The organism is Solibacillus cecembensis (assembly GCF_050272495.1).
GTDB classification, from domain to species: domain Bacteria; phylum Bacillota; class Bacilli; order Bacillales_A; family Planococcaceae; genus Solibacillus; species Solibacillus cecembensis.
Genome location: NZ_JBNNMF010000022.1, coordinates 13563 through 37677 on the forward strand (window position 1 = coordinate 13563; position 24115 = coordinate 37677).

At 38.5% G+C, this 24115-nt stretch carries 22 protein-coding genes; 21 read left to right on the forward strand and 1 reads right to left on the reverse strand.

All coding sequences use genetic code 11. From position 1 onward, the window contains the following. Positions 1 to 55: 55 nt before the first annotated feature. The 12 genes from sufC to cysC all read left to right on the forward strand — a co-directional run bounded on the left by sufC (position 56) and on the right by cysC (position 13044). A complete protein-coding gene (gene sufC / locus ACQKIH_RS17320; protein WP_099424987.1) occupies positions 56 to 838 on the forward strand; it encodes a Fe-S cluster assembly ATPase SufC in 783 nt (260 codons plus the stop codon). A 17-nt stretch (positions 839 to 855) separates the two neighbouring features. Then, entirely contained in the window at positions 856 to 2163 is a 1308-nt protein-coding gene (gene sufD / locus ACQKIH_RS17325) for a Fe-S cluster assembly protein SufD (protein WP_057983647.1), read from the forward strand. Then, entirely contained in the window at positions 2163 to 3392 is a 1230-nt protein-coding gene (locus ACQKIH_RS17330; RefSeq protein WP_427768038.1) for a cysteine desulfurase, read from the forward strand. Before sufD ends, ACQKIH_RS17330 begins: the two co-directional genes overlap by 1 nt. Further along, entirely contained in the window at positions 3382 to 3822 is a 441-nt protein-coding gene (gene sufU / locus ACQKIH_RS17335) for a Fe-S cluster assembly sulfur transfer protein SufU (RefSeq protein WP_057983651.1), read from the forward strand. Before ACQKIH_RS17330 ends, sufU begins: the two co-directional genes overlap by 11 nt. A gap of 91 nt (positions 3823 to 3913) precedes the next feature. Then, on the forward strand, positions 3914 to 5311 hold the full coding sequence (gene sufB / locus ACQKIH_RS17340) for a Fe-S cluster assembly protein SufB (protein ID WP_057983653.1): 1398 nt from the start codon (positions 3914 to 3916) through the stop codon (positions 5309 to 5311). Positions 5312 to 5666: 355 nt separating this feature from the next. Beyond that, positions 5667 to 6683, forward strand: coding sequence for a sulfate ABC transporter substrate-binding protein (locus ACQKIH_RS17345; RefSeq protein ID WP_427768039.1), 1017 nt, complete (start codon positions 5667 to 5669; stop codon positions 6681 to 6683). A gap of 25 nt (positions 6684 to 6708) precedes the next feature. Next, on the forward strand, positions 6709 to 7548 hold the full coding sequence (gene cysT, locus ACQKIH_RS17350; RefSeq protein WP_269084192.1) for a sulfate ABC transporter permease subunit CysT: 840 nt from the start codon (positions 6709 to 6711) through the stop codon (positions 7546 to 7548). 50 nt (positions 7549 to 7598) lie between these two features. Next, entirely contained in the window at positions 7599 to 8435 is an 837-nt protein-coding gene (gene cysW / locus ACQKIH_RS17355; protein WP_427768059.1) for a sulfate ABC transporter permease subunit CysW, read from the forward strand. A gap of 16 nt (positions 8436 to 8451) precedes the next feature. Next, positions 8452 to 9525, forward strand: coding sequence for a sulfate/molybdate ABC transporter ATP-binding protein (locus tag ACQKIH_RS17360; RefSeq protein WP_057983657.1), 1074 nt, complete (start codon positions 8452 to 8454; stop codon positions 9523 to 9525). A gap of 12 nt (positions 9526 to 9537) precedes the next feature. Continuing rightward, positions 9538 to 10239, forward strand: a complete 702-nt coding sequence (locus tag ACQKIH_RS17365) for a phosphoadenylyl-sulfate reductase (protein WP_057983659.1) — start codon at positions 9538 to 9540, stop codon at positions 10237 to 10239. A 77-nt stretch (positions 10240 to 10316) separates the two neighbouring features. Further along, entirely contained in the window at positions 10317 to 11216 is a 900-nt protein-coding gene (cysD, locus tag ACQKIH_RS17370) for a sulfate adenylyltransferase subunit CysD (protein WP_057983661.1), read from the forward strand. A gap of 1 nt (position 11217) precedes the next feature. Continuing rightward, positions 11218 to 13044, forward strand: a complete 1827-nt coding sequence (gene cysC, locus ACQKIH_RS17375) for an adenylyl-sulfate kinase (RefSeq protein ID WP_057983663.1) — start codon at positions 11218 to 11220, stop codon at positions 13042 to 13044. A 94-nt stretch (positions 13045 to 13138) separates the two neighbouring features. Here the strand turns inward: cysC and cysQ are convergent, their stop codons facing one another. Then, positions 13139 to 13984, reverse strand: a complete 846-nt coding sequence (gene cysQ, locus ACQKIH_RS17380; protein WP_057983665.1) for a 3'(2'),5'-bisphosphate nucleotidase CysQ — start codon at positions 13982 to 13984, stop codon at positions 13139 to 13141. 229 nt (positions 13985 to 14213) lie between these two features. On the opposite strand from cysQ, the gene cobA reads away from it, so the two are divergent. From cobA to yunB, 9 genes are all read left to right on the forward strand, one after another. Beyond that, on the forward strand, positions 14214 to 15002 hold the full coding sequence (gene cobA, locus ACQKIH_RS17385) for a uroporphyrinogen-III C-methyltransferase (RefSeq protein ID WP_057983667.1): 789 nt from the start codon (positions 14214 to 14216) through the stop codon (positions 15000 to 15002). A 4-nt stretch (positions 15003 to 15006) separates the two neighbouring features. Beyond that, the gene (locus ACQKIH_RS17390) at positions 15007 to 15756 is read left to right on the forward strand and encodes a sirohydrochlorin chelatase (RefSeq protein ID WP_057983669.1); all 750 of its coding nucleotides are present in this window, start codon (positions 15007 to 15009) and stop codon (positions 15754 to 15756) included. Beyond that, on the forward strand, positions 15753 to 15899 hold the full coding sequence (locus tag ACQKIH_RS17395) for a YezD family protein (protein ID WP_057983671.1): 147 nt from the start codon (positions 15753 to 15755) through the stop codon (positions 15897 to 15899). The genes ACQKIH_RS17390 and ACQKIH_RS17395 overlap by 4 nt, the downstream gene beginning before the upstream one ends. Positions 15900 to 15922: 23 nt before the next feature. After that, a complete protein-coding gene (locus tag ACQKIH_RS17400; RefSeq protein ID WP_057983673.1) occupies positions 15923 to 17734 on the forward strand; it encodes an assimilatory sulfite reductase (NADPH) flavoprotein subunit in 1812 nt (603 codons plus the stop codon). Positions 17735 to 17779: 45 nt separating this feature from the next. Continuing rightward, on the forward strand, positions 17780 to 19498 hold the full coding sequence (gene cysI / locus ACQKIH_RS17405) for an assimilatory sulfite reductase (NADPH) hemoprotein subunit (RefSeq protein WP_427768040.1): 1719 nt from the start codon (positions 17780 to 17782) through the stop codon (positions 19496 to 19498). 199 nt (positions 19499 to 19697) lie between these two features. After that, positions 19698 to 20549: a DUF72 domain-containing protein gene (locus tag ACQKIH_RS17410; protein ID WP_057983676.1), complete on the forward strand. Its 852-nt coding sequence runs from the start codon at positions 19698 to 19700 to the stop codon at positions 20547 to 20549. Between the two features lie 22 nt (positions 20550 to 20571). Beyond that, positions 20572 to 21936 carry a bifunctional metallophosphatase/5'-nucleotidase gene (locus ACQKIH_RS17415; RefSeq protein ID WP_057983678.1) on the forward strand — a complete coding sequence of 455 codons (1365 nt, stop codon included), beginning with the start codon at positions 20572 to 20574 and terminating at the stop codon, positions 21934 to 21936. A 91-nt stretch (positions 21937 to 22027) separates the two neighbouring features. Further along, positions 22028 to 23131, forward strand: coding sequence for an HD-GYP domain-containing protein (locus tag ACQKIH_RS17420; protein ID WP_427768041.1), 1104 nt, complete (start codon positions 22028 to 22030; stop codon positions 23129 to 23131). Between the two features lie 65 nt (positions 23132 to 23196). Next, positions 23197 to 23943 carry a sporulation protein YunB gene (gene yunB / locus ACQKIH_RS17425; RefSeq protein ID WP_201784972.1) on the forward strand — a complete coding sequence of 249 codons (747 nt, stop codon included), beginning with the start codon at positions 23197 to 23199 and terminating at the stop codon, positions 23941 to 23943. The last annotated feature ends 172 nt before the right edge of the window (positions 23944 to 24115 follow it).

Here is a 24115-nt window from a genome sequence, read left to right on the forward strand (position 1 = left end):
GACAATAAATTAGCATAGGTGTATACCGTGCAAATGAATATTTGGAGGTAATTTAATGGCAACTTTAGAGATTAAAGATCTTCACGTTGAAATCGACGGAAAAGAGATTTTAAAAGGTTTAAACTTAACAATCAACACAAATGAAGTACACGCAATCATGGGTCCAAACGGTACTGGTAAATCAACATTAGCATCGGCAATCATGGGTCATCCTAAATATGAAGTAACGCAAGGTGAAGTACTAATCGATGGTGAAAACGTACTTGAAATGGAAGTGGACGAGCGTGCAAAAGCGGGCCTTTTCCTAGCAATGCAATATCCATCTGAAATTCCTGGTGTTACAAACGCTGACTTCTTACGTTCTGCAATCAATGCACGTCGTGAAGAAGGCGATGAAATTTCTCTTATGAAATTCATCCGTGAATTAGATAAAACGATGGACTTTTTAGAAATGCCAGAAGAAATGTCTCAACGTTATTTAAACGAAGGCTTCTCTGGTGGTGAGAAAAAGCGTAACGAAATTTTACAAATGATGATGATCAAACCTACTTTCGGTATTTTAGATGAAATCGACTCAGGTTTAGATATCGACGCATTAAAAGTAGTATCAAAAGGTATTAACCAAATGCGCGGTGAAGGCTTCGGTTGCTTAATGATCACTCACTACCAACGTCTACTTAACTACATCACGCCTGATCATGTACACGTAATGATGCAAGGTAAAGTTGTAAAATCGGGTGGAGCAGAGCTTGCACAACGTTTAGAAGCAGAAGGCTATGAGTGGATTAAACAAGAGTTAGGGATCGAAAACACTGACGCTGTAACAGAAGAAGCATAATTAGGAGGACGAATGAGATGACGGTTGAAACAAAATTAGCGTTATCAGCACAAGAAGTACGCTCGTTCTCTGAAAAGAATAATGAACCAGCAGCATTCGCTGATTTTCGCGTAAGCGCATTAGAAAAAGCTGCAGCGCTTGAATTACCAAAACCAGATAGAACGAATATTACAAAATGGAATTTCGTAGACTTCCCTGCACATACTGTAGAAAGTGCTGTGTATACGTCACTAGACGAATTACCGGAAGAAGTAAAGGCTGTAATTGATACAGAAGGTCAACAAAACCTTTACATTCAACGCAATAATACACCTGCATTTATTAAAGTTTCTGAAGAACTTACAAATAAAGGCGTTATTTTTACGGATATTCAAACAGCAATTCGTGAACATGCTGACTTAGTAGAAAAATACTTCATGACAACAGCGGTAAAAGTGGATGAGCATAAGTTAACGGCTTACCATGCGGCACTTGTAAACGGCGGTATTTTCGTTTATGTTCCACGCAATGTTGTAATAGAAGAGCCATTACAAGTTGTGTTTGTGAATGACGATGCAAAAGCTTCTTTATTCAATCACGTACTTGTTGTAGCGGAAGAATCTTCAGCTGTTACATATGTAGAAACATATATTTCTACATTTGAACAAGCAGAAGGCCAAGTGAACGTTGTAACAGAAGTCATCGCAAAAGATAATGCACACGTTACGTTCGGTGCGGTTGATACATTAGCAAAAGGTTTTACTGCTTATATGAACCGTCGTGGACATGCAATGCGCGATGCAAAAATTGACTGGGCATTAGGTTTAATGAATGATGCGAATACAATTTACGACAATACAACGAACTTAATCGGAGACAACTCAACATCAGATTTCAAGATGGCAACAGTTGGTCGCGGTGAGCAAAAATTAAACTTTACAACTACAATTCGTCAATGGGGTAAAAACTCTGACGGTCAAATTTTAAAACACGGCGTTATGAAAGATGCCGCTCAATCTATTTTCAACGGAATTGGACACATTATGCACGGTGGTACAAAAGCCAATGCAGAGCAAGAATCTCGCGTATTAATGCTTTCTGAAAAAGCGCGTGGCGATGCTAACCCGATTCTTTTAATTGATGAAGACGATGTAACAGCAGGACACGCAGCATCTGTTGGACGTGTTGACCCGACTCAACTTTACTACTTAATGAGCCGTGGTATTTCTAAAGCAGAAGCAGAGCGCCTTGTCATTCATGGATTCCTTGCGCCAGTTGTTGCTAACTTACCAATCGAAGGTGTTAAAAAACAGCTGACGGAGGTTATCGAAAGGAAAGTTCGATAATGATACCAAAAAACATTAAAAGTTATTTCCCGATTTTAAATCAAGAAATTAATGGTCATCCGCTTGTTTATTTAGATAGCGCAGCGACATCACAAAAGCCAATCCAAGTGATCGAAGCGTTAACGAATTACTATAACTTAGACAATTCAAATGTACATCGTGGTGTACATACACTTGGAAATCGTGCAACGGATTCTTATGAAGGTGCACGTGAAAAGGTTCGTAAGTTTATAAACGCTGCTTCAATGCAAGAAATTATTTTTATGCGCGGTACAACAACTGCATTAAATACAGTTGCTGGTGGCTATGGTCGCCAAAATATTGTTGAAGGTGATGAAATTGTCATTACGTACATGGAACATCACTCGAATATAATACCGTGGCAGCAACTTGCTAAAGATAAAGGAGCTGTCCTGAAATATATTGAGCTTGAAGCAGATGGCACGATTTCAATAGAAAAAGCAAGCGAAGCCATTACAGCAAAAACGAAAATTGTTTCAGTTATGTATGTATCCAACGTATTAGGCTCTATCAATCCAGTGAAAGAAATTGCAAAAATAGCGCATGAAAACGGCGCAATCATGGTTGTAGATGGTGCACAAGCAGCACCACATATGAAGATCGATGTACAAGATTTAGACTGTGACTTCTTTGCATTTTCAGGGCATAAAATGTGTGCTCCAACTGGAATTGGTGTACTATATGGGAAAAAGGCGCTACTTGAAAACATGGAACCAGTTGAGTTTGGTGGGGAAATGATCGACTTCGTAGGATTACAGGAATCAACATGGAAAGAGTTACCGTGGAAATTTGAAGGCGGTACACCAATTATTGCAGGCGCTATCGGTTTAGGTGCAGCAATTGACTTCTTAGAGGAAATTGGTTTAGATAACATCGCGGCGCATGAGCATCATTTAGCAGGCTATGCGATGGATCAGCTTTCGACAATTGATGGTTTAACGATTTTCGGTCCAACTGATCCAATGAAACGATGCGGCTTAGTGACATTCAATTTAGATGATGTGCATCCACATGATGTTGCAACGGTTCTAGATATGAGTGGAATTGCCGTTCGTGCAGGTCATCACTGTGCTCAACCATTAATGAAATGGCTTCAAGTAACTGCAACAGCTCGTGCAAGCTTCTACATGTACAATGACGAAGCAGATATTAATGCATTAGTTGCAGGATTGCGCTCGGCGAAGGAGTATTTTGGCGATGTCTTTTAATAACTTAGATCAACTATACCGTTCCGTAATTATGGATCACTATAAAAACCCTCGTAACAAAGGGTCTTTAGATGAAAATACTGTAACAATTGATATGAATAACCCAACATGTGGTGACCGTATCCATTTAACACTAAAATTAAATGATGGCATTGTAGAAGATGCGAAATTTGACGGCGAAGGTTGCTCGATTTCGATGTCTTCAGCATCTATGATGACGCAAATTGTTAAAGGGAAAAAATTGGACGAAGCACTTGAACTTGCAGGCATTTTCTCGAAAATGATGCTTGGTGAAGACTTCGACGATGAAAAATATGATCTTGGGGATGTAGAAGCACTACAAGGTGTAGCGAAATTCCCAGCACGAATTAAATGCGCTACATTGGCTTGGAAAGCAATGGAAAAAGGCGTAAACAACGAAAAGAACTAAAATAATAAAAGTAGGGTAAAGGTATATTATTGAACTCGCTTTAGAAACATTTATTTTAGCACTTCTCATTTTATGAACGGAGGAGAAAAACATGGCGAAAAAAATGCCTGATATCGGCGATTACAAATATGGTTTCCATGATAAGGACGTTTCGATTTTCCGTTCTGAACGTGGATTGACAGAAGAAATCGTACGTGAAATCTCAAGTATGAAAGAAGAGCCACAGTGGATGCTTGACTACCGCTTAAAAGCTCTTGAAAAATTCTATGAAATGCCAATGCCTCAATGGGGTGGCGATCTTGCATCATTAAACTTCGATGAAATTACGTATTATGTAAAGCCATCTGAAGCAACGCAAAAATCTTGGGATGAAGTACCTGAAGAAATCAAAGCAACTTTTGATAAATTAGGTATTCCTGAAGCAGAACAAAAATATCTTGCGGGTGTATCTGCTCAGTATGAATCTGAAGTAGTTTACCATAACATGAAGCAAGACCTAACTGATATGGGGATTATCTTCAAAGATACAGACTCAGCACTAAAAGAAAATGAAGAAATCTTCAAAAAACACTGGGGTACTGTAATCCCTTATACGGATAATAAATTCTCTGCATTAAATTCAGCAGTATGGTCAGGTGGATCATTCATCTACATGCCAAAAGGTGTTAAATTAGATACACCACTGCAAGCTTACTTCCGTATTAACTCTGAAAATATGGGTCAATTCGAACGTACGCTAATTATCGTAGACGAAGGCGCATCTGTACACTATGTTGAAGGGTGTACTGCTCCTGTTTATACGACAAACTCACTACACTCAGCGGTAGTAGAAATTATCGTTAAAAAAGATGCATATTGCCGTTATACAACAATCCAAAACTGGGCGAACAACGTGTATAACTTAGTTACAAAGCGTACGGTTGTTGAAGCGAACGGTACAATGGAATGGATTGATGGTAACATTGGTTCAAAATTAACGATGAAATACCCAGCATGTATCCTTAAAGGTGAAGGCGCTCGTGGTATGACATTATCGATTGCCATTGCAGGTAAAGGTCAACACCAACACGCTGGTGCGAAAATGATTCACTTAGCACCAAACACGTCGTCAACAATCGTATCTAAATCGATTGCTAAACAAGGCGGTAAAGTAACGTATTTAGGTCAAGTGAAATTCGGTAAAAATGCAACAGGTGCACGTGCGAACATCGAATGTGACACATTAATCATGGATAACGAATCAACTTCTGATACAATTCCATACAACGAAATTTTAAATGATAACGTATCTTTAGAGCATGAAGCAAAAGTTTCAAAAGTATCTGAAGAGCAATTATTCTACTTAATGTCTCGTGGTATTTCTGAGCTTGAAGCGACAGAAATGATCGTAATGGGCTTCATCGAGCCATTCACAAAAGAATTACCAATGGAATACGCAGTAGAAATGAACCGTCTTATCAAGTTTGAGATGGAAGGTTCTATCGGGTAATATAGAAAAGGCTGTTTTAGACAAAAATCTAAAGCAGCTTTTTTTTATTGAAATCATTATCTTTCTATATAAAGTGCGTCGTTATTGAGGAAGACTTTTTTACGTAAAATTCATCCCGATTTATTTATCAGAAAAATTTAAAAATAACGTTGACAAAACGAGGAGGATGAAATAACATAATACATATAGAAATACTAAGAATTAAAGTAGCTCACTAGAAAAACTAGAGGCTGCTCAATTACGCAGAGGTCCCCTTCTGTAAAATTGAGCAGCTTTTTATTTCCCTTTAAAACATACTTAACAAATAGGTTTAATTTTAATGGATGGATTACTTATAAAACTGGAGGGGAAATTTATGAAAAAAAGAAGGTTCGCACAGCATACAGTAATCCTTATTACGTCTTTAGCGTTTTTAACCGCTTGCGGACAGGGGGCAACGTCTGATTCTGTAAAATTATTAAATGTTTCCTATGACCCGACCAGGGAACTGTATCAAGAGTTTAATGAAGAATTTGTTACATATTGGGAACAGAAAACAGGGCAAGAGGTAATCATTAGTCAATCACACGGTGGTTCGGGAAGCCAAGCACGCTCTGTCATGGATGGTTTAGATGCAGATGTCGCTACTCTTGGATTAGCTTACGATATTGATGCAATTGCAAATCAAAAATTAATTGATCAAGACTGGATTGAGCGACTAGAAAACAACTCGGCTCCCTACACGTCGACAATCGTATTTTTAGTACGTAAAGGCAATCCCAAGAACATTAAAGATTGGGATGATTTAACGAACAAAAATGTATCAGTCATCACACCGAATCCTAAAATATCCGGTGGCGCACGCTGGAATTACTTAGCTGCTTGGGGCTATGCACTAGAAAAATACAATGATAATGAAAAGAAGGCACAGAAATTTGTATCAAAAATATATAAAAATGTAGAGGTGTTAGATTCTGGAGCACGTGGATCTACAACAACCTTTGTGGAAAAAGGGATTGGAGATGTTTTGATTACGTGGGAGAATGAGGCGTTTTTAGCGTTAGATGAACTAGGAGAAGATGGGTTACAACTGGTTGCTCCTTCTATTAGTATTTTAGCCGAACCTTCTGTTGCAGTAGTTGATCGTGTAGTAGATAAAAAAGGCACAAGAGAAGTAGCGGAAAGTTATTTAGAGTATTTATATACAGACGTTGGTCAGGAAATAGTAGCGAAAAATTATTACCGCCCTCGTTCACAACAGGTAATGGCGAAATATAAAGATAAATTTCCGGAAATTGAGTTATTCACTATTGACGACAAGTTTGGAAGTTGGAAAGAGGCGCAAGAAAAGCATTTCGACGATGGTGGTATATTTGACTCCATTTATGAGTAATCGGAAAAGTTAGGTGGTGGAGCGCGTGAAGAAAAAGCACAAAAAAAGGAACATATTACCTGGGTTTGGTCTTTCAATGGGCATTACGACGCTATATATTAGCTTATTTATTTTAATCCCGTTGTCCATGGTGTTTATTGAGTCTTCAAAGCTAGGGTGGTCAGAATTTTGGCAAGTTGTTACGAATGAACGGATGATGCATGCTTATAAAATTTCGTTTGCAACATCGTTTGCGGCGGCATTATTGAATGGCATATTTGGCTTTATTATTGCTTGGGTATTAGTACGCTACCGCTTTCCAGGTAAGCGATTAATTGATGGTTTGATTGATTTACCCTTTGCTCTGCCAACTGCAGTTGCTGGGATTGCATTGACGACATTGTATGCACAGGATGGCTGGCTCGGACAATACTTTATGGCAATAGGCATTAAAATTTCATTTACGCCACTTGGTATTATGATTGCCTTAATGTTTATAGGTCTGCCGTTTGTTGTGCGGATGGTGCAGCCGGTGCTAGAAAATCTGGAGCGAGAAGTAGAAGAAGCTGCCTCAAGCTTAGGTGCAACTAAGCAACAAACTTTTTTGAAAGTTATTTTTCCAGAAGTATTACCGGCTTTGCTCGCTGGATTTTCGTTAGCGTTTGCGCGGGGGTTAGGCGAATATGGTTCCGTTGTTTTTATTGCAGGAAATATGCCAATGAAAACAGAAATTGCCCCTCTGATGATCATGACAAAGCTTGAACAATTTGATTATGCAGGAGCTACAGCGATTGCGGTAGTAATGTTACTCGTTTCTTTTATTTGTTTAATTTTTATTAATTTACTTCAAAAGTGGAGCAGAAAGCATGAATTGCAAGATGAATAGGAGGTGAGTTAGTTGTGACGGTAGATGTTTCGAAATATGGGGAAAACCGAATGCAATACGTAACGCATAAAAAGAAACAAGTAAATTGGACGAAGCGGATTTTGGTTACTGTGATGTTGCTGTATTTAAGTTTATTTCTCTTAGTTCCACTTGTCTTTATTTTTACGAAAGCATTTGAACAAGGGGCAGCCGTTTATTTTGCGGCGATTACGGAGAGAGATGCCTTATCTGCTGTAAAGTTAACGCTACTTGTTGCGATTATTACAGTGCCACTGAATACAATTTTCGGCGTCGCGGCAGCGTGGTGCATTACGAAGTTCCAATTTAGAGGGAAGCAACTATTATTATCCCTCATTGAATTACCATTTGCTGTATCACCAGTTATTGCGGGTTTAGTTTTTGTCTTGTTCTTTAGTCCGCGTGGAGTACTCGGACCGCTACTTACCGATTGGGGAATCAAAGTTATTTTTTCTGTACCTGGCATTATTATTGCGACGATGTTTGTCACATTGCCATTTGTGGCACGTGAGCTCATTCCTGTGATGCAGGCGCAAGGAAGTGCAGAAGAAGAGGCCGCGATTTCACTTGGTGCAAATGGTTGGCAAATGTTTTTCCGAGTAACGCTACCAACGATCAAATGGGGGCTTCTGTACGGCATGATCTTATGTAATGCCCGAGCAATCGGGGAATTTGGTGCGGTGTCCGTTGTATCTGGTCGAATTAGAGGGGTGACAAACACAATGCCATTACATGTAGAAATACTTTATAACGAATATCAATTTTCCGCTGCTTTTGCGTTTGCTTCATTGATGTCATTACTCGCATTTTTAACGTTAATTGTGAAGTCTTGGATTGAATGGCGAACGGAAAAAGAACAACAAGTATAAGAATGGGTGATGGAAAGTGTCGATAGAAATATGCAATGTAACGAAGCACTATGGCTCGTTTCAGGCATTAACTGATATCAATTTAACTATTCCTAAAGGGGAGCTCGTAGCATTACTTGGCCCTTCAGGTTCTGGTAAGACGACTCTATTACGTATCATTGCAGGTCTAGAGTCGATTGAAGAAGGTGGTATTTTGTTTGATGGTAAAGATTTAAGCGAAGTTCATGTTAATCAGCGTGATGTAGGCTTTGTGTTCCAGCATTATGCATTATTTAAGCATATGACTGTATTTGATAATATTGCATTCGGCTTAAATATACGTAAAAAAAGGCTACGTCCATCGAAAAAAGAAATTGAACAGAAAGTAAACGAACTTTTAGATTTAGTAAAATTAAGCGGTTTTGCACATCGCTACCCTACTCAGCTTTCAGGTGGTCAACGGCAACGAGTAGCTCTGGCTAGAGCCTTAGCAGTAGAACCGAAAATACTATTGCTAGATGAGCCATTCGGTGCACTAGATGCAAAGGTGCGTAAAGAATTACGCAGATGGTTACGAAAATTGCACAATGAAATCCATGTCACGAGTGTATTCGTAACGCATGATCAAGAAGAGGCGTTAGATGTAGCGGACCGGATTGTCATTATGAATAAAGGGAAAATCGAGCAGCTCGGTACGCCATCTGAAGTATATGATAAGCCGGCTAGTCCATTTGTATATGACTTTTTAGGTAATGTGAATTTATTCCACGGGCGCCTACATAAAGGGAAATTGGATTTAGGCTCAGCAACGTTTGATGCACCAGATCATTTACATGCAAACGATAAAGAAGCGATTGGATATGTTCGCCCGCATCATTTAACCATTGAACGAGAGAAGCAAAGTGAAGAAGCGATTGCAGCTAAAATTTCATTTATGCATTCAATCGGTCCAACATGGCATATTGAAATGAAACGTGAAGATAGTGAGGCCTATGTAGAAGTAGAGCTAAGCAAGGAAGATTATGCACAGCTCCAATTGAAGGTAGGAGAAGTTGTTTATGTTAGTCCTAAAGAAGTGAAAGTATTCATTCCTGAGGACTTTGTAATTTAAGGGGGGATTTGCTTGTTGACGTACGAAGCATGGCAAAAGCTGAACATCTCATTTGACATTGATGAAACTTATAAAGGCGCTCTGCAAGTTTTAGAGTGGAGCTATAAGGAATATGGAAATGACATCGTGTATGCGTGTAGCTTTGGCATTGAAGGAATTGTGTTAATTGATTTGATTGCGAAAGTACAGCCCAATGCACAAATTGTGTTTTTAGATACGGATGTACATTTTAAAGAAACATATGAAACGATTGAGCATGTCCGTGAGAAGTATCCAACGCTCCAAATTGTATTAAAGAAGCCTGCCCTAACTTTAGAACAACAAGCGAAGCAATACGGCGATAAATTATGGGAAACGAATCCAAATCAATGCTGTAAAATTCGAAAGCTCGGTCCATTAAATGAAGTATTAACGGGTGAGAAAGCATGGATATCTGGTCTGCGTCATGAGCAGTCAGAAACACGGAAAAATGTCGAGTTTATCAATAAAGATGACCGTTTCCAATCCATTAAAATATGTCCGCTTATTCACTGGACCTGGAAGGATGTATGGCGATATGTTTCGAAGTATGAATTAACATATAACGTCCTGCACGACCAAGGATATCCAAGCATCGGCTGTTCACATTGCACAAAGCCAGCTTTTACAGCGGAAGATTTACGCTCCGGCAGATGGCAAGGGCAAGGTAAAACGGAATGTGGATTGCACGGTTAACTTGATTCAACCCCTGGCTAAATCAAGTTGAGCCCCGGCGGATTAATTTTGCTCGATTTTGAAAGGAGATAAAGTAAATGAATGAACAGACCCACCTCGATCAACTGGAGGCAGAAGCAATATATATTATTCGAGAAGTAGCCGCGGAATGTGAAAATCCTGTAATGCTTTATTCAATAGGAAAGGATAGCTCTGTAATGCTTCACTTAGCGATGAAAGCTTTTTATCCTGAGAAGCCGCCATTTCCATTTCTACACATCGACACAACGTGGAAATTTAAGGAGATGATAGAATTCAGAGATTGTCGTGCAAAAGAATTAGGAATTGAAATGTTAGTCCACAAAAATGAAGAGGGGCTATTGCAAGGTATCAATCCGTTCGATCACGGTTCTGCATATACAGATATTATGAAAACAGAAAGCTTGAAGCAGGGCTTGAATAAGTATGGGTTTTCGGCGGCTTTTGGTGGAGGAAGACGAGACGAGGAAAAATCGCGTGCAAAGGAACGAATTTTTTCTTTCCGGAATAAAAACCATGCATGGGATCCAAAAAACCAACGACCTGAGATGTGGAAGTTATATAATACAAAAATTCATAAAGGGGAAAGCATCAGAGTATTCCCCATTTCGAACTGGACCGAAAAAGATATTTGGCAATATATTCATAGAGAAAATATCGACATCGTACCTCTCTATTTTGCAAAGGAAAGACCTGTCGTGTACCGTGAAGGCAATTATGTGATGGTAGATGATGAACGCATGCGAATCGAATCAAATGAAGAAGTACTGATGAAAAAGGTTCGTTTTCGTACATTAGGTTGTTACCCTCTTACAGGCGGTATTGAATCGGAGGCCGTTACGTTAGAAGAAATTATTGAAGAAACATTAGGAGCAGTTACATCAGAACGTACAACTCGTGTTATCGATCAAGAAGCTGTTGGAAGTATGGAAAGACGCAAGCGAGAGGGGTATTTCTAAAATGAAAAGCTTATTGAAATTTATTACATGTGGGAGTGTAGATGATGGGAAATCTACATTAATTGGTCATATGTTATATGATGCGAAGCTGCTGTTTGCCGATCAAGAAAAAGCACTAGAATTAGATAGTAAAGTAGGGAGTCGAGGAGGGGAAATTGACTATTCACTCCTTCTTGATGGGCTATTAGCAGAAAGAGAACAAGGGATTACAATCGATGTTGCTTATCGCTATTTTACGACAGGTCATCGTTCGTTTATCGTAGCAGATACGCCGGGACACGAGGAATATACACGTAATATGGCTGTAGGAGCATCGTTTGCAGATCTTGCCATTATTTTAGTCGACGCGACAAAAGGTGTGATTACTCAAACGAAACGCCATGCTCGTATTTGTGCATTAATGGGCGTGAAGCATATTGTGCTAGCTGTTAATAAAATGGACTTAATTGGTTTTGGTCAAGCACGATTTAATGCCATACAGGATGATTTCAAACAGCTAACGAAGGACTTCCAACTTGAAAGTGTTCAGGCGATTCCGGTTTCGGCTACAAACGGGGATAATTTGACAAAATACTCGGAGCATACCCCTTGGTACGATGGATTAGCACTACTTACTTATTTAGAAAATGTCGATGTTCGTAAAGACAATAAACAAAACGATTTCATAATGCCTGTACAGCGTGTTAGTCGACCTGACCATACATTCCGTGGTTTTCAAGGGCAAGTTGAAGCTGGAACGATTTCAGTAGGCGATGAAATTACGACGCTACCAAGTAATGAAAAGGCAAACGTGAAAAGTATTTTATTAACAAATAGGGAAGTGCAATCAGCTAGTATAGGGCAGCCAATTGCTGTTCAATTAGATAGAGAAGTGGATGTTTCGCGCGGATGTGTTTTGACAACAGCTAATAACATTGAAGCGGCTGATTTGTTTATCGCTCAAATTTTATGGATGGATGATACGAATCTCTTACCTGGTAAGCAGTACTTGGTCAAAATCGGTACAAAAATCATTCTTGGTACAGTCTTATCGATTCAACATAAGGTAGAAATTAATACAGGGGAGTATTTAAAAGCAGAGAAAATCGTAAAAAATGAATTAGCAACATGTGAAATTGCTCTATCTGAAAAAGTAGTATTTGACTCATTTAAACGAAATAAAGCACTAGGTAGTTTTATATTAATTGATCGTGTGACAAATATGACGTCTGCATGTGGCATAGTAAATAGAGCTGTTCAGCATTCGGAAAATGTTATTTGGCAAAAGACAGATATCACACGTGAAATTCGTGCAAAGCAAAAAGGTCATGTTCCACTCACATTATGGTTTACCGGACTTTCTGGTTCGGGTAAATCAACGCTCTCGAATGAAGTGGAAAAACGGTTAGTTTCTTTAGGCTATCATACAATGCTACTAGATGGCGATAATGTTCGACTTGGATTAAATAAGGATTTAGGTTTTGACGAGGCGGGACGTGTGGAAAATATTCGACGTATCGCAGAAGTGGCGAAGCTGATGAATGATGCAGGCTTGATTCCGTTAACGTCATTTATTTCGCCATTTGAGAGGGACCGCGCCTATGCGAAAAAGATTATTGGTGAGTCCTATATTGAAATTTACGTCAGTACACCACTTGAAGTTTGTGAAGAACGTGATGTTAAAGGATTATACAAAAAAGCAAGAGCAGAGGAAATTCAGCATTTCACAGGAATATCAAGTCCATATGAGGCACCGAGGAATCCGGATATTGCAATTGATACAAGTAATTATTCGTTAGAGGATGCAACGGATTATTTAGTAAAAGAGATTCTTAAGATCCTATCATAAAAGTTAAGCTCCTCCCTATATTTTGTTAGACATCATCATAAGAACTATTTTAGGGAGGATTTTTCATTACGGTACTCTTCTGTTTGGAAATGAATCATCTGATATTTAAGTTGTCATTCGACTGAGCTGTTACGATATGGAAGGAATTTTTTAAATGCACTTTATTGTATTGCAGAGGTGAATGGGTCCCGTACTCTTCAACCTTCCCTCCGCTATACGTTACAATAGCTTCACCTGCCGCTGTATCCCATTCCATTGAATAGCTTAATCGTGGATAAATATGTGCAACACCTTCAGCAATAAGGCACATTTTAATTGAGCTACCTGCTTTGATAATATGTACATCACCCACTTGTTGTTGAATTTGATCAATATAGGCTTGTGTATCACTAGAAAAATGCGATCGACTTACAACAATACCTAATGATTTTCGTGAATGAAAAATGGGTAATTTTTCGGCAGCTTTGATTAATTCGGCTTCACTATAAATAGTGGATAGCGTCGCGCGGCAATTGGATAATTTATATGAACCATGCCAGCTACTTGCAAAATACATAAGATCTTGTGCCGGTGAATAAATAACGCCCAAAATCGGTGTGCCCTTTTCAATAAGCGCGATATTGACTGTGAATTCACCGTTACGCTTAATAAATTCTTTTGTGCCATCTAAAGGATCAATGAGCCATGCAGTATGCCAATGCTTTCGTTGTTGATAGTTTGGCAAATCGCCTTCTTCGCTTATTAATGGAATGTTTGGATATTGTATAGATAGTTGCTGACAAATAGAGTGATGCGATTTTTTATCAGCAATGGTTACTGGGGACGCATCATTTTTATAGTCAACTTCTACGCTATCTGAATGATACACATCTAAAATATGCTTACCCGCTTCAAATGCTATTTTAACAATATCTAATACTTTAACTAATTGGTTAACCATGGAAGAAACCTCCTATTCGGTATGATTCTAACATAATCGATAGGAATACTCAACATTGATGGCGATCGTGTGGGTGCTTCAGTTTATTTAAGATGTTAACCTTAATGGATTATTCATAATTTATAACCATGTAATTTTATAGGAATTGTTGTATTTCGTGTGGATATTAGATAATATATACATCAACATAGATAGTTTTAAATATTCAGATTATGGAAGGGGTGTTTATATGGGGAAGGTTTATATTGTTGGAGCGGGGCCTGGAGATGTGGAACTTATCACAGTTAAGGGGCTTCGGTGTATTAAAGAAGCTGATGTTATTTTCTATGATCGTTTAATTAATAAGGAGTTATTGGAATATGCAAAGCCGAATGCAAAACTGATCTATTGTGGAAAGCTACCGAATCGTCATGCCATGATTCAAGAGCACATTAATTATTCACTTGTGCAATACGCTAGTCAAGGGAAAATAGTTACACGTTTAAAGGGAGGAGATCCATTTGTTTTTGGGCGAGGTGGTGAAGAGGCAGAAGTACTTGCAGCACATCAGATCCCGTTCGAAATCGTACCTGGTATTACATCAGGCATTGCAGCACCAGCTTATGCAGGTATACCAGTGACACATAGAGATTACAGTTCAAGCTTTGCAATTGTCACAGGGCATATGCGTGAAGGGAAGGAGGATTCAATAAAATGGGAAAGCTTGGCGACAGGGGTAGATACGTTAGCAATTTATATGGGCGTTGGAAATTTACCATATATATGCTCACAGCTTTTAAAGCATGGGCGAAAAGCTTCAACGCCTGTTGCACTCGTTCATATGGGGACATTTGAAGAACAACAAACTGTGACAGGTACTTTAGAAACAATTTCACAAATCGCTAAGGAAAGTAAAGTCAGGAACCCGAGCATGATTATTGTTGGAGAGGTAGTAGCAGTTAGAGAAAAAATAAAGTGGTTTGAACAAAAACTTGAGACAGAGCGGTATATAAACGAAAGTATCGTGATGAGTAGGTGAGGCAGTGCAAGCGATTTTATATATTGGGCATGGCACAAGAATAAAGAAGGGGGTAGAAGAAGCCCTTCATTTCATTGAAGAAACAAAGAAGCAAGTTGATATTAGTATTCAAGAGACTGCCTTTTTAGAGCTAGCGGAGCCAAATATATTGCAAGGGATAAAAAAATGCGTAGAGCGCGGTGCTACTCGTATACTGATTGCCCCCATTTTGCTTCTCGCAGCGCAGCATGCAAAGGAAGATATTCCAGCAGAGATCGAAAAGGCGAGTAAACTTTATCCTAATATTAAATTTACATTAGGTCGACCATTTGGTATTCATGAAAAGCTAATTGATACCGTATATAAACGCATTACGGAACAACAGTGTGCCATATTACCTGATGCAGAGGTGTTACTTGTTGGCCGTGGTAGTAGTGATAGAGCCGTCATACGAGATATGCGTGAAATTAGTAATCGACTGCAGAAGAAATATAAATTTCATTCGGTTCGAACATGCTTTTTATATGGAACAGGTCCTTCGTTTGAAAATACAATGAACAGTTTAAAGGAACAAGATGTCAAGCAGTTATTTATCGTTCCTTATTTATTATTTTCAGGTCTATTAAGTATTGGTATTCAAAAAAAAGCGAAGGCGCTCGCGTTTGATGAGTCTCGTATTATTTTGTGTAACAGCTTAGGGTATGACCGAAATGTTCGAAAAGTGCTTGTCGAGCGAGTATTGAAGGGGATTAATAATGAGGGGGATGAAATATGACAAAGCAAAAAGAAAATATTGAGGTCAGCTTAGAAAACATTAAAGAGATGTTAGCAGCGATCAAATTTGGAACAATAACGCTTGTCATCCAAGATGGGCTCGTAGTTCAAATAGAAAAAAATGAAAAAATCCGATTAAAGTAATCAAAATTTATGAGGTGGATAAATTGACTTTAAATGTATTGAGCAGCCCTTTTGATGAAGGACAAATAAAAACAATAAATGAACTGATACCAAGTTTAACGGATTATCAAAAAATTTGGTTAACGGGGTATTTAAGTGGTGTACAAGTGACAACACAAGGCTCTGGAATAAGTCAATCTGAGTCTATATTACCGATACAGGAACCAATTAGGGCAGCACCACAAGTCGCCACTGTTTTATATGGTTCACAAACGGGCAATGCACAGGGAATAGCAGAAAAACTTGGCAAGAAATTAAGTGAAAACGGGGTAGGTGTAACAGTTTCATCAATGTCAGCGTTTAAACATAATAATCTGAAAAAACTGACGAACTTATTTATCGTGGCGAGTACTCATGGGGAGGGAGACCCACCTGATAACGCCATTGGATTCCATGAATACCTTTTTAGCAAACGTGCTCCGAAGCTTGATCATGTAAAATTTTCAGTGTTAGCACTTGGGGATACTTCCTACGAGTTTTTCTGTAAAACGGGTATTGATTTTGACGAACAATTAGCAAAGCTCGGTGCGCAGCGTATCGTATCGCGCGTTGACTGTGACCTAGATTATGAGGAACTAGCAGATCAATGGGTTGAAGAGGTGGCCGGTGGGTTGTCAGCATCAACATCACAAGCGCCATTACAGACTGAGACAAAGCCAATAGGAGTAAATAAACATGCTGTATATTCCAAAAAAAATCCGTTCCATGCAGAAGTACTAGCGAATATTAATTTAAATGGTCGTGGCTCAAATAAGGAAACCTACCATGTGGAGCTATCGATCGAAGGGGCGGGATTAACTTTTGAGCCTGGTGACAGCATTGGAATTGTACCAGAAAATGATCTATCTCTCGTAGACGCGCTTATTTCGTCTCTTGGCTTTGATGAAAAAACAAAAGTGAAACTGCAAGATGAAGAGCTTTCGTTGAAGGAAGTTCTGCAAACGAAACTAGAAATTACGGTATTGTCAAAGCCGGTATTACAAAAAATGGCGTCGTTCACCGACAATGAAGAATTAGCGAATATTTTAGTACAGGATAATTCATGGAAGGATTATGCATATGGAAGGGATTTACTAGATGCAATTGAGCAATTTGGTCCTTTTACTTGGAGCGCGCAAGATTTTATAAAATTACTACGCAAAATTCCAGCTCGTCTTTATTCAATTGCAAGTAGTCAGAGGGCAAACGAGGAAGAGGTTCATTTAACGATTGGCAAGGTTAGTTATGAACAGGGTGGTCGTGCACGACTAGGTGTATGTTCAGGGCAAATTGCAGAACGCCTTACTGAAGGGGAAAAGCTCCTAATTTACGTGCACAAAAATCCAAACTTCAGATTGCCTAAAGACAATCAGACACCAATTATTATGATTGGTGCGGGTACAGGGATTGCGCCATTCCGTTCATTTATAGAGGACCGAGCAGAAGTAGGGGGAGAAGGGAAATCGTGGTTGTTCTTCGGTGATCAACATTTTGTCACAGACTTTTTATATCAAACAGAGTGGCAAAGTTGGCTAAAAGAAGGGGCCCTTACCAATTTAACGGTTGCTTTCTCTCGTGATACGGAGCACAAAGTATATGTACAGCATCGCTTGCGGGAAAATGCAAATGAGGTTTATGAATGGCTTGAACAAGGTGCCGTCCTATATGTATGTGGAGACGAAAAGAATATGGCAGCGGATGTCGATAAAATGTTAAATACGATTATCGCAGAGCAGGGCGGAAAATCAGCCGATGAAGCAGCGCAATATATTAATAAATTAAAGCAGCAACAGCGTTATCAAAGAGATGTGTACTAACTATAAATTGGGCAAGTTGAATTTGATTGATTGGAGAGAAAAATAATGACTGAAAAAATTGTATTACCTCCACAGCCTGGCACGCCAAGCGAAGTAGAACGTATAAAAAATGAAAGTAATTATTTACGTGGAACACTTGAAAGAACAATGAATGAACCACTTAGTTCTGGGATTCCAGAGGATGATAATCGATTAATGAAATTCCATGGAAGCTATTTACAAGATGACCGCGATATCCGAAATGAGCGTGAAAAACAAAAGCTTGAGCCTGCGTATCAATTCATGGTGCGCGTTCGAACACCAGGAGGAGCAGCTACACCAACGCAGTGGCTTATAATGGATGATATGGGCGATAAATATGGAAATGGTTCATTGAAATTAACGACTCGCCAAGCATTTCAAGTGCACGGCATTTTAAAGTGGAATGTTAAAAAGTATATGCAAGAAATTAACGAGGTACTGCTAGACTGTATCGCAGCATGTGGAGATGTTAACCGAAATGTCATGTGTAATGTAAATCCTAATCAGTCTGCGCTACATGATGAAGTATATCAATGGTCTGCGAAACTAAGTGAACATCTGTTACCTAGAACACGTGCATATCATGAGCTTTGGTTAGATGGAGAAAAGGTTTTTGACGGTCAAGAAGCGGAAGTAGAGCCCGTTTACGGTGCACTTTATTTGCCGCGAAAATTTAAAATTGGAATAGCGATTCCACCGAGTAATGATGTCGATGTATTTTCACAAGATATTGGCTTTATTGCAATTGTAGAGGATGAGGAACTTATAGGCTTTAATGTCGCTGTCGGTGGTGGTATGGGAATGTCACATGGTGATACTTCTACTTATCCGCAGCTAGGTCGGATCGTTGGTTACATTCCAAAAGAGCGATTATTGGAAACTGCGGAGAAAATACTAACAATACAGCGTGACTATGGAAACCGTGCTGTTCGTAAAAATGCACGTTTTAAATACACGATAGATGCACGTGGTCTTGATTGGTTTAAAGAAGAACTCAATCGTCGTCTAGGATGGGAGTTAGCGGAGATTCGTCCGTATACCTTTAAGCGCACAGGTGATGAATTTGGTTGGGTGAATGGGAGAGACGGTAAATGGCATTTTACCTTATTTATTCAAAATGGACGCATTCGGGATTTTGAGGATTACCAGTTAAAAACAGGTCTTCGTGAAATCGCAAAAGTCCATACGGGTTTGTTCCGTTTAACACCGAATCAAAATTTATTAATTGCAGATGTTACCACTGAGAAGAAACGTACGATAGATACGTTGTTAAAGAAATATCATATTACAGATGGTGCACATTATTCTGCACTTCGCCGTAATTCAATTGCTTGTGTATCATTACCGACATGTGGCTTAGCAATGGCTGAAGCGGAGCGTTACTTGCCATCCCTAATTACGAAAATTGACGACATATTAGTAGAAATTGGTTTACGCGAAACGGAAATTGGCATTCGTATGTCAGGCTGCCCCAATGGCTGCTCACGTGCAGCAATGGGGGAAATCGGCTTTATCGGAAAAGGTCCTGGTAAGTATAATCTGTATTTAGGGGGCGATTTCAAAGGTCAGCGTCTTAATAAGATTTACCGTGAAAATATAGGAGAAGCTGATATTTTAGCAACGCTTCGTCCGATTTTTGAACACTATGCGAAAGAGCGCGGGGAAGGCGAACACTTTGGTGACTTTGTTATTCGTAAAGATTATGTTAATGCAGTGACGGATGGTCTAGATTTCTATAATTAGAATTAATTTCCCTATTCAGAGATGATCTGTCTGTATTTTTGAAGCAAGACAAATCCAGTTCAAACCGTTACATTATAAATAAGTGATGAAAAAGAGCTCTTGTCTTACGTATTTGACGTAAGCGAGCTTTTTTGTTTTTCTAATGATGTGTTTTTGAATAAAATAATTGTTATAAGTATTGGAGCAGGGAGGAGATAAAATGATTTACATAGGTTTAACAGGCTGGGGAGATCATCCTGAAGTATATAGTGAAGTAACAGCAGCACGCGATAAATTATTTGATTATAGTGGTCATTTTCCTATTGTTGAAGTGGATACATCTTTTTACGCGATACCATCGAACGCAACGATTGAAAAATGGTGTAAAGATACACCGGAAAACTTTCGATTTGTTGTTAAAGCGTATCAAGGCATGACGGGTCATTTACGAGATGAGCTTCCTTATGAAACGAAAAATGATATGTTCAATGCTTTTCGTGAATGTGCACAAGTTTTTCAAAAACATGGTAAACTGGCAATGTTGCTCGTACAATTTCCACCTTGGTTTGATTGCCAAGGGAAAAATGTACAATATATCCGTTATGTGAAAAAGCAATTAGCTTCATTTCCGGTAGCGATTGAGTTTCGAAATCAGTCCTGGTATAGAGAAAAAATGAAAGAAAAAACATTGCAATTTTTAAAGGAATCCGAATTGATTCATACAGTATGTGATGAACCACAAGCGGGGAGCGGGTCTGTCCCATTTGTACCAATCGCAACAAATGATAAAGTACTTGTTAGGATTCATGGGAGGAATGTGCATGGCTGGCGTAATATCGGACACGGGGAAAAATGGCGGAAAGTCCGATTTTTATATGATTACAATCAAGAAGAACTCAAAAAAATGAGTGAACACTTTTTATTTTTAGAACAACAAGCAAAAGACGTTTATGTATTATTTAATAATAACTCAGGTGGGCATGCGGCAAAAAATGCTAAAATGATGCAGCAAATCCTTCAAATTCAATTTGATGGGCTAGCACCAAAACAGCTGAATATGTTTGAAGAGTAGCAGATAAAGTGGGGGGACAAAGGTGCGAGAGACCATTCATATATTTCATACAAACGATTTGCATAGCCATTTCACCTATTGGAAAAGAAGTCAATCATTTATAGAAACGCAACGGCATTTACTCGCACAGCGTGGGGAAGTAAGCTTCTTATTTGATTTAGGTGATCATATCGATCGTTCAAATATGTATACAGAGGCAACATTAGGTAAAGGGAATATAGAAATGCTTAATGATGCACAATATGATGTCGTAACGATTGGAAATAATGAGGGGATTACATTACCGCATGATGTGTTCTATCATTTATATGATGATGCGCAATTTGAAGTAGTTGTTGGAAATTTACAGTCCGAATTAGAAGCCAATCCGAAGTGGTTAAAACCTTTTACCATTTTGATGACAAAATATGGAACGAAAATTGGTGTCATTGCAGCAACTTCACGATTTGATATTTTTTATAAAGAATTAGGCTGGCATGTGGAAGAACCAAGAAAAACATTAATTGAGCTGGCTTTACAGCTTTATGAACAAGTGGATATCATTGTTTGTTTATCGCATCTAGGTGTAACGGAAGATGAATTGTTAGCGGAAGAATGTCCTGTCATTGATGTGATTTTTGGCGCACATACGCATCATATATTCCCGCAAGGACAATTGGTCAATAATGTTTTGCTCACAGGTGGCGGGAAGTTCGGACAATTTACAGGGCAATTAACGATTCAATTTGATCACGAACTAAAAAAAATCGTATCCAAAATTGATACTTTACATGAAAATTCACTAATGCCAGTAGCTGAAAATGAAGAGAAATGGCATCAAAATTTGCAAAAAGAGGCGAAAAAAATATTGCAACAACCGGTATTTTCAAGTCCAAAAACTTTTCATAAAGAATGGTTTCATCGCTCGCAGCTATCAGATTTATTCGCAGAAAGTTTGTATGATTATACGCAAGCAGATTGTTTAATGTTCAATGCGGGGATTTTTGTAGAAAATATGACAAAAGGAACCATTTCTTCCTACAATATTCACAAAATATTACCACATCCAATTAACGTTTGTGTATTACAATTGACAGGGAATGAATTAAAAGAGATTTTCATCCAATCTGAAAATGAAGAATGGCCGCGTTTGGAATTAAAGGGTTTAGGTTTTCGAGGCATTATTTTCGGTAAAATTTTAAATTATGGTTTATCGATGAATAAGCAACGTGAGTTTTTTATTCAAGGTGAGCGGATGATTCCAACGAAAATTTATCGCCTTGCAACTTTGGATTTATTTACATTTGGATTTTTCTTTCCGAGTTTTAAATATGCAAAAAAACAGTATATTTTACCTGAATTTATTCGAGATATTTTTCGGGAGTATTGCGAAAATAAATACAATTAGTAATTAATAGCCATTAATTATAGCTTTCCTAGAGGCAATAAGAGCTATATAATGAGGATAATGTAACATTAGAATGGAGAATATACGTTAAATGCGATTAATATCTATTAATGTTTTAATGGAAGGCATGGTTGTAGGGCGTACGATTTGGAATGAAGCGGGACACCCATTACTGCACAAAGATGTTGTCGTGACAAGTCGAATTATCGACCGACTGCATGATCTTAATATACAGTATTTGTATATTGAAGATGAGATTTCAAAGGGTATTGAAGTAATAGAAACGATTGCGCCTGCAAAACGTTTACAAGCTGTGAAAAATATTACAAAATCTTTTAATGAAGTAAAGCAAGCCAAATCTACTCAGGCATCCTATGTTTTAGACCAACAATCCAAAGTGATTGGCCACATCGTAGACGATATTATGAGTTCCGTTTTAGATAGTGAAGATATTTTGATGGTATTAACAGATGCTTATCTTTATGATGAGTATCTTTATCACCATTCGTTTCAAGTGACAATGTATTCGATCGCGATTGCAAAAGAGCTTGGATATTCGCATGAAGATTTGCGTTTAATCGGAATTGGTGCGATGTTGCATGATGTTGGTAAACTGTTAGTACCAACAGAGATTTTAAGCAAACCCGATAAGCTTACGCAAGAAGAATTCGACGTAGTGAAAAATCATTCCCGATACGGATTTGATTTGTTAAGAAACTTACACTCCGTATCATTATTAGTTGCACATTGTGCATTCCAGCATCATGAACGAGCAGATGGGAGTGGTTATCCGAGGGGCTTAGTAGCTACTGAAATTCATCCCTTTGCGAAAATTATTGCGGTTGCGGACGTCTTTGATGCACTGACTTCTACACGAACTTACCGCAAAAAAATGCTTCCTTCAGATGCAATTCAAATTATTGAAAAGGGTCGTGGTACACAGTTTGATGAACGTGTCTATGATGCCTTTAAGCGCAGTATTGTTCATTATGCGAATGGAACGGTTGTCCAGTTAAATGACGGGAACAGAGCGATTGTTTCAAAGCAAAATATAATTGATGCATCCCGTCCATGGCTACGAATTTTTGAAAAAGAAGAAAATTTATTGCTCGCTACATATGAAATTTGTTTATCCGATTATCCAGCGCTCGAAATTACGAAAATTGAGATAGATTTTGTCCCTAGCGCAGAATAGGAAAGACCTCCTTATCATAGCTTAGGATAAGGAGGATTTTTTTGCATTTTGGCCGAAGAAAGAAGATGTATTTTGTAAAACGCAAACGCGGTGTGGGGAATCTATTCGTTTTATTGCTTACTAGTCTTTTAGTTATGGTCGGTATTAGTATATATGTCATTAATATGCGTTTAATGCCAATCTATTCGCAATATGCAGAGAAGCAAACGTTTAAAGTGGCTTCCTATGTTGTGAATAAAGCCATTAATTCAAGAACATCTAGTGTGCTTGATGTAAATGAGATTATTATAGATATACCTACTGAATCGAAGGATACGATTACAACGAAATTTAATACAGAAATTATTAATCAAGTACGCTCAGAAACACAAACACTTGTTAAAGAATATTTAGAACAGGCGGAAAATGGTGATTTGTCTCACTTGCCAAATTTAGAAAATGTAGAGTATGACGTCGGAAAAATGGAGGCAGGCGAAGGGATCGTCTTTTTTGTTCCGTTAGGGCAGGCGATTAATATTCCGATTATTGGGAATTTAGGTCCTAAAGTGCCGATTCGTTTCCACATTATTGGTAATGTTACGAGTGATGTAATATCAGACATCGTTGAATTCGGCATTAATAATGCGAAAGTAGAAGTGAGTATTGTCATCGAAGTGAATGTCCAAATTATCGTTCCATTTGCGAGTAACTCAGCTACCGTTACGCAGAGAATACCAGTAGCAATTGGCTTAGTAAGGGGATCTGTTCCAAATATTTATAGTACAGATGGAGCGGCTCAGCCTTCGATTGAAGTACCAGTTCCATTTGAATAAATGCTTTATCACCATTTATATAAGTTCAACAAAAGATTCTATCCTTATGATGTACAATTTCTAATAAAGTATTTGTTAGTTTAGGCTGGCTAAGTACATGAGGCGCACAGACAATGTTAGCACAAATCTGTACGACTCATCTTTGTGCTTTGTGCAAGGCCAGCCTATTTAA

Bases quoted from the DNA above. Each gene is read 5' to 3' on its own strand.
- cysQ (WP_057983665.1), bottom strand. From the start codon at position 13,984: ATGGTTAACCAATTAGTTAAAGTATTAGATATTGTTAAAATAGCATTT.
- sufC (WP_099424987.1), top strand. From the start codon at position 56: ATGGCAACTTTAGAGATTAAAGATCTTCACGTTGAAATCGACGGAAAA.
- ACQKIH_RS17395 (WP_057983671.1), top strand. From the start codon at position 15,753: ATGACAAAGCAAAAAGAAAATATTGAGGTCAGCTTAGAAAACATTAAA.
- cysC (WP_057983663.1), top strand. From the start codon at position 11,218: ATGAAAAGCTTATTGAAATTTATTACATGTGGGAGTGTAGATGATGGG.
- cobA (WP_057983667.1), top strand. From the start codon at position 14,214: ATGGGGAAGGTTTATATTGTTGGAGCGGGGCCTGGAGATGTGGAACTT.
- sufD (WP_057983647.1), top strand. From the start codon at position 856: ATGACGGTTGAAACAAAATTAGCGTTATCAGCACAAGAAGTACGCTCG.
- cysI (WP_427768040.1), top strand. From the start codon at position 17,780: ATGACTGAAAAAATTGTATTACCTCCACAGCCTGGCACGCCAAGCGAA.
- yunB (WP_201784972.1), top strand. From the start codon at position 23,197: ATGTATTTTGTAAAACGCAAACGCGGTGTGGGGAATCTATTCGTTTTA.
- cysD (WP_057983661.1), top strand. From the start codon at position 10,317: ATGAATGAACAGACCCACCTCGATCAACTGGAGGCAGAAGCAATATAT.
- ACQKIH_RS17330 (WP_427768038.1), top strand. From the start codon at position 2,163: ATGATACCAAAAAACATTAAAAGTTATTTCCCGATTTTAAATCAAGAA.
- ACQKIH_RS17410 (WP_057983676.1), top strand. From the start codon at position 19,698: ATGATTTACATAGGTTTAACAGGCTGGGGAGATCATCCTGAAGTATAT.
- ACQKIH_RS17420 (WP_427768041.1), top strand. From the start codon at position 22,028: ATGCGATTAATATCTATTAATGTTTTAATGGAAGGCATGGTTGTAGGG.
- sufB (WP_057983653.1), top strand. From the start codon at position 3,914: ATGGCGAAAAAAATGCCTGATATCGGCGATTACAAATATGGTTTCCAT.
- sufU (WP_057983651.1), top strand. From the start codon at position 3,382: ATGTCTTTTAATAACTTAGATCAACTATACCGTTCCGTAATTATGGAT.
- cysW (WP_427768059.1), top strand. From the start codon at position 7,599: ATGCAATACGTAACGCATAAAAAGAAACAAGTAAATTGGACGAAGCGG.
- ACQKIH_RS17345 (WP_427768039.1), top strand. From the start codon at position 5,667: ATGAAAAAAAGAAGGTTCGCACAGCATACAGTAATCCTTATTACGTCT.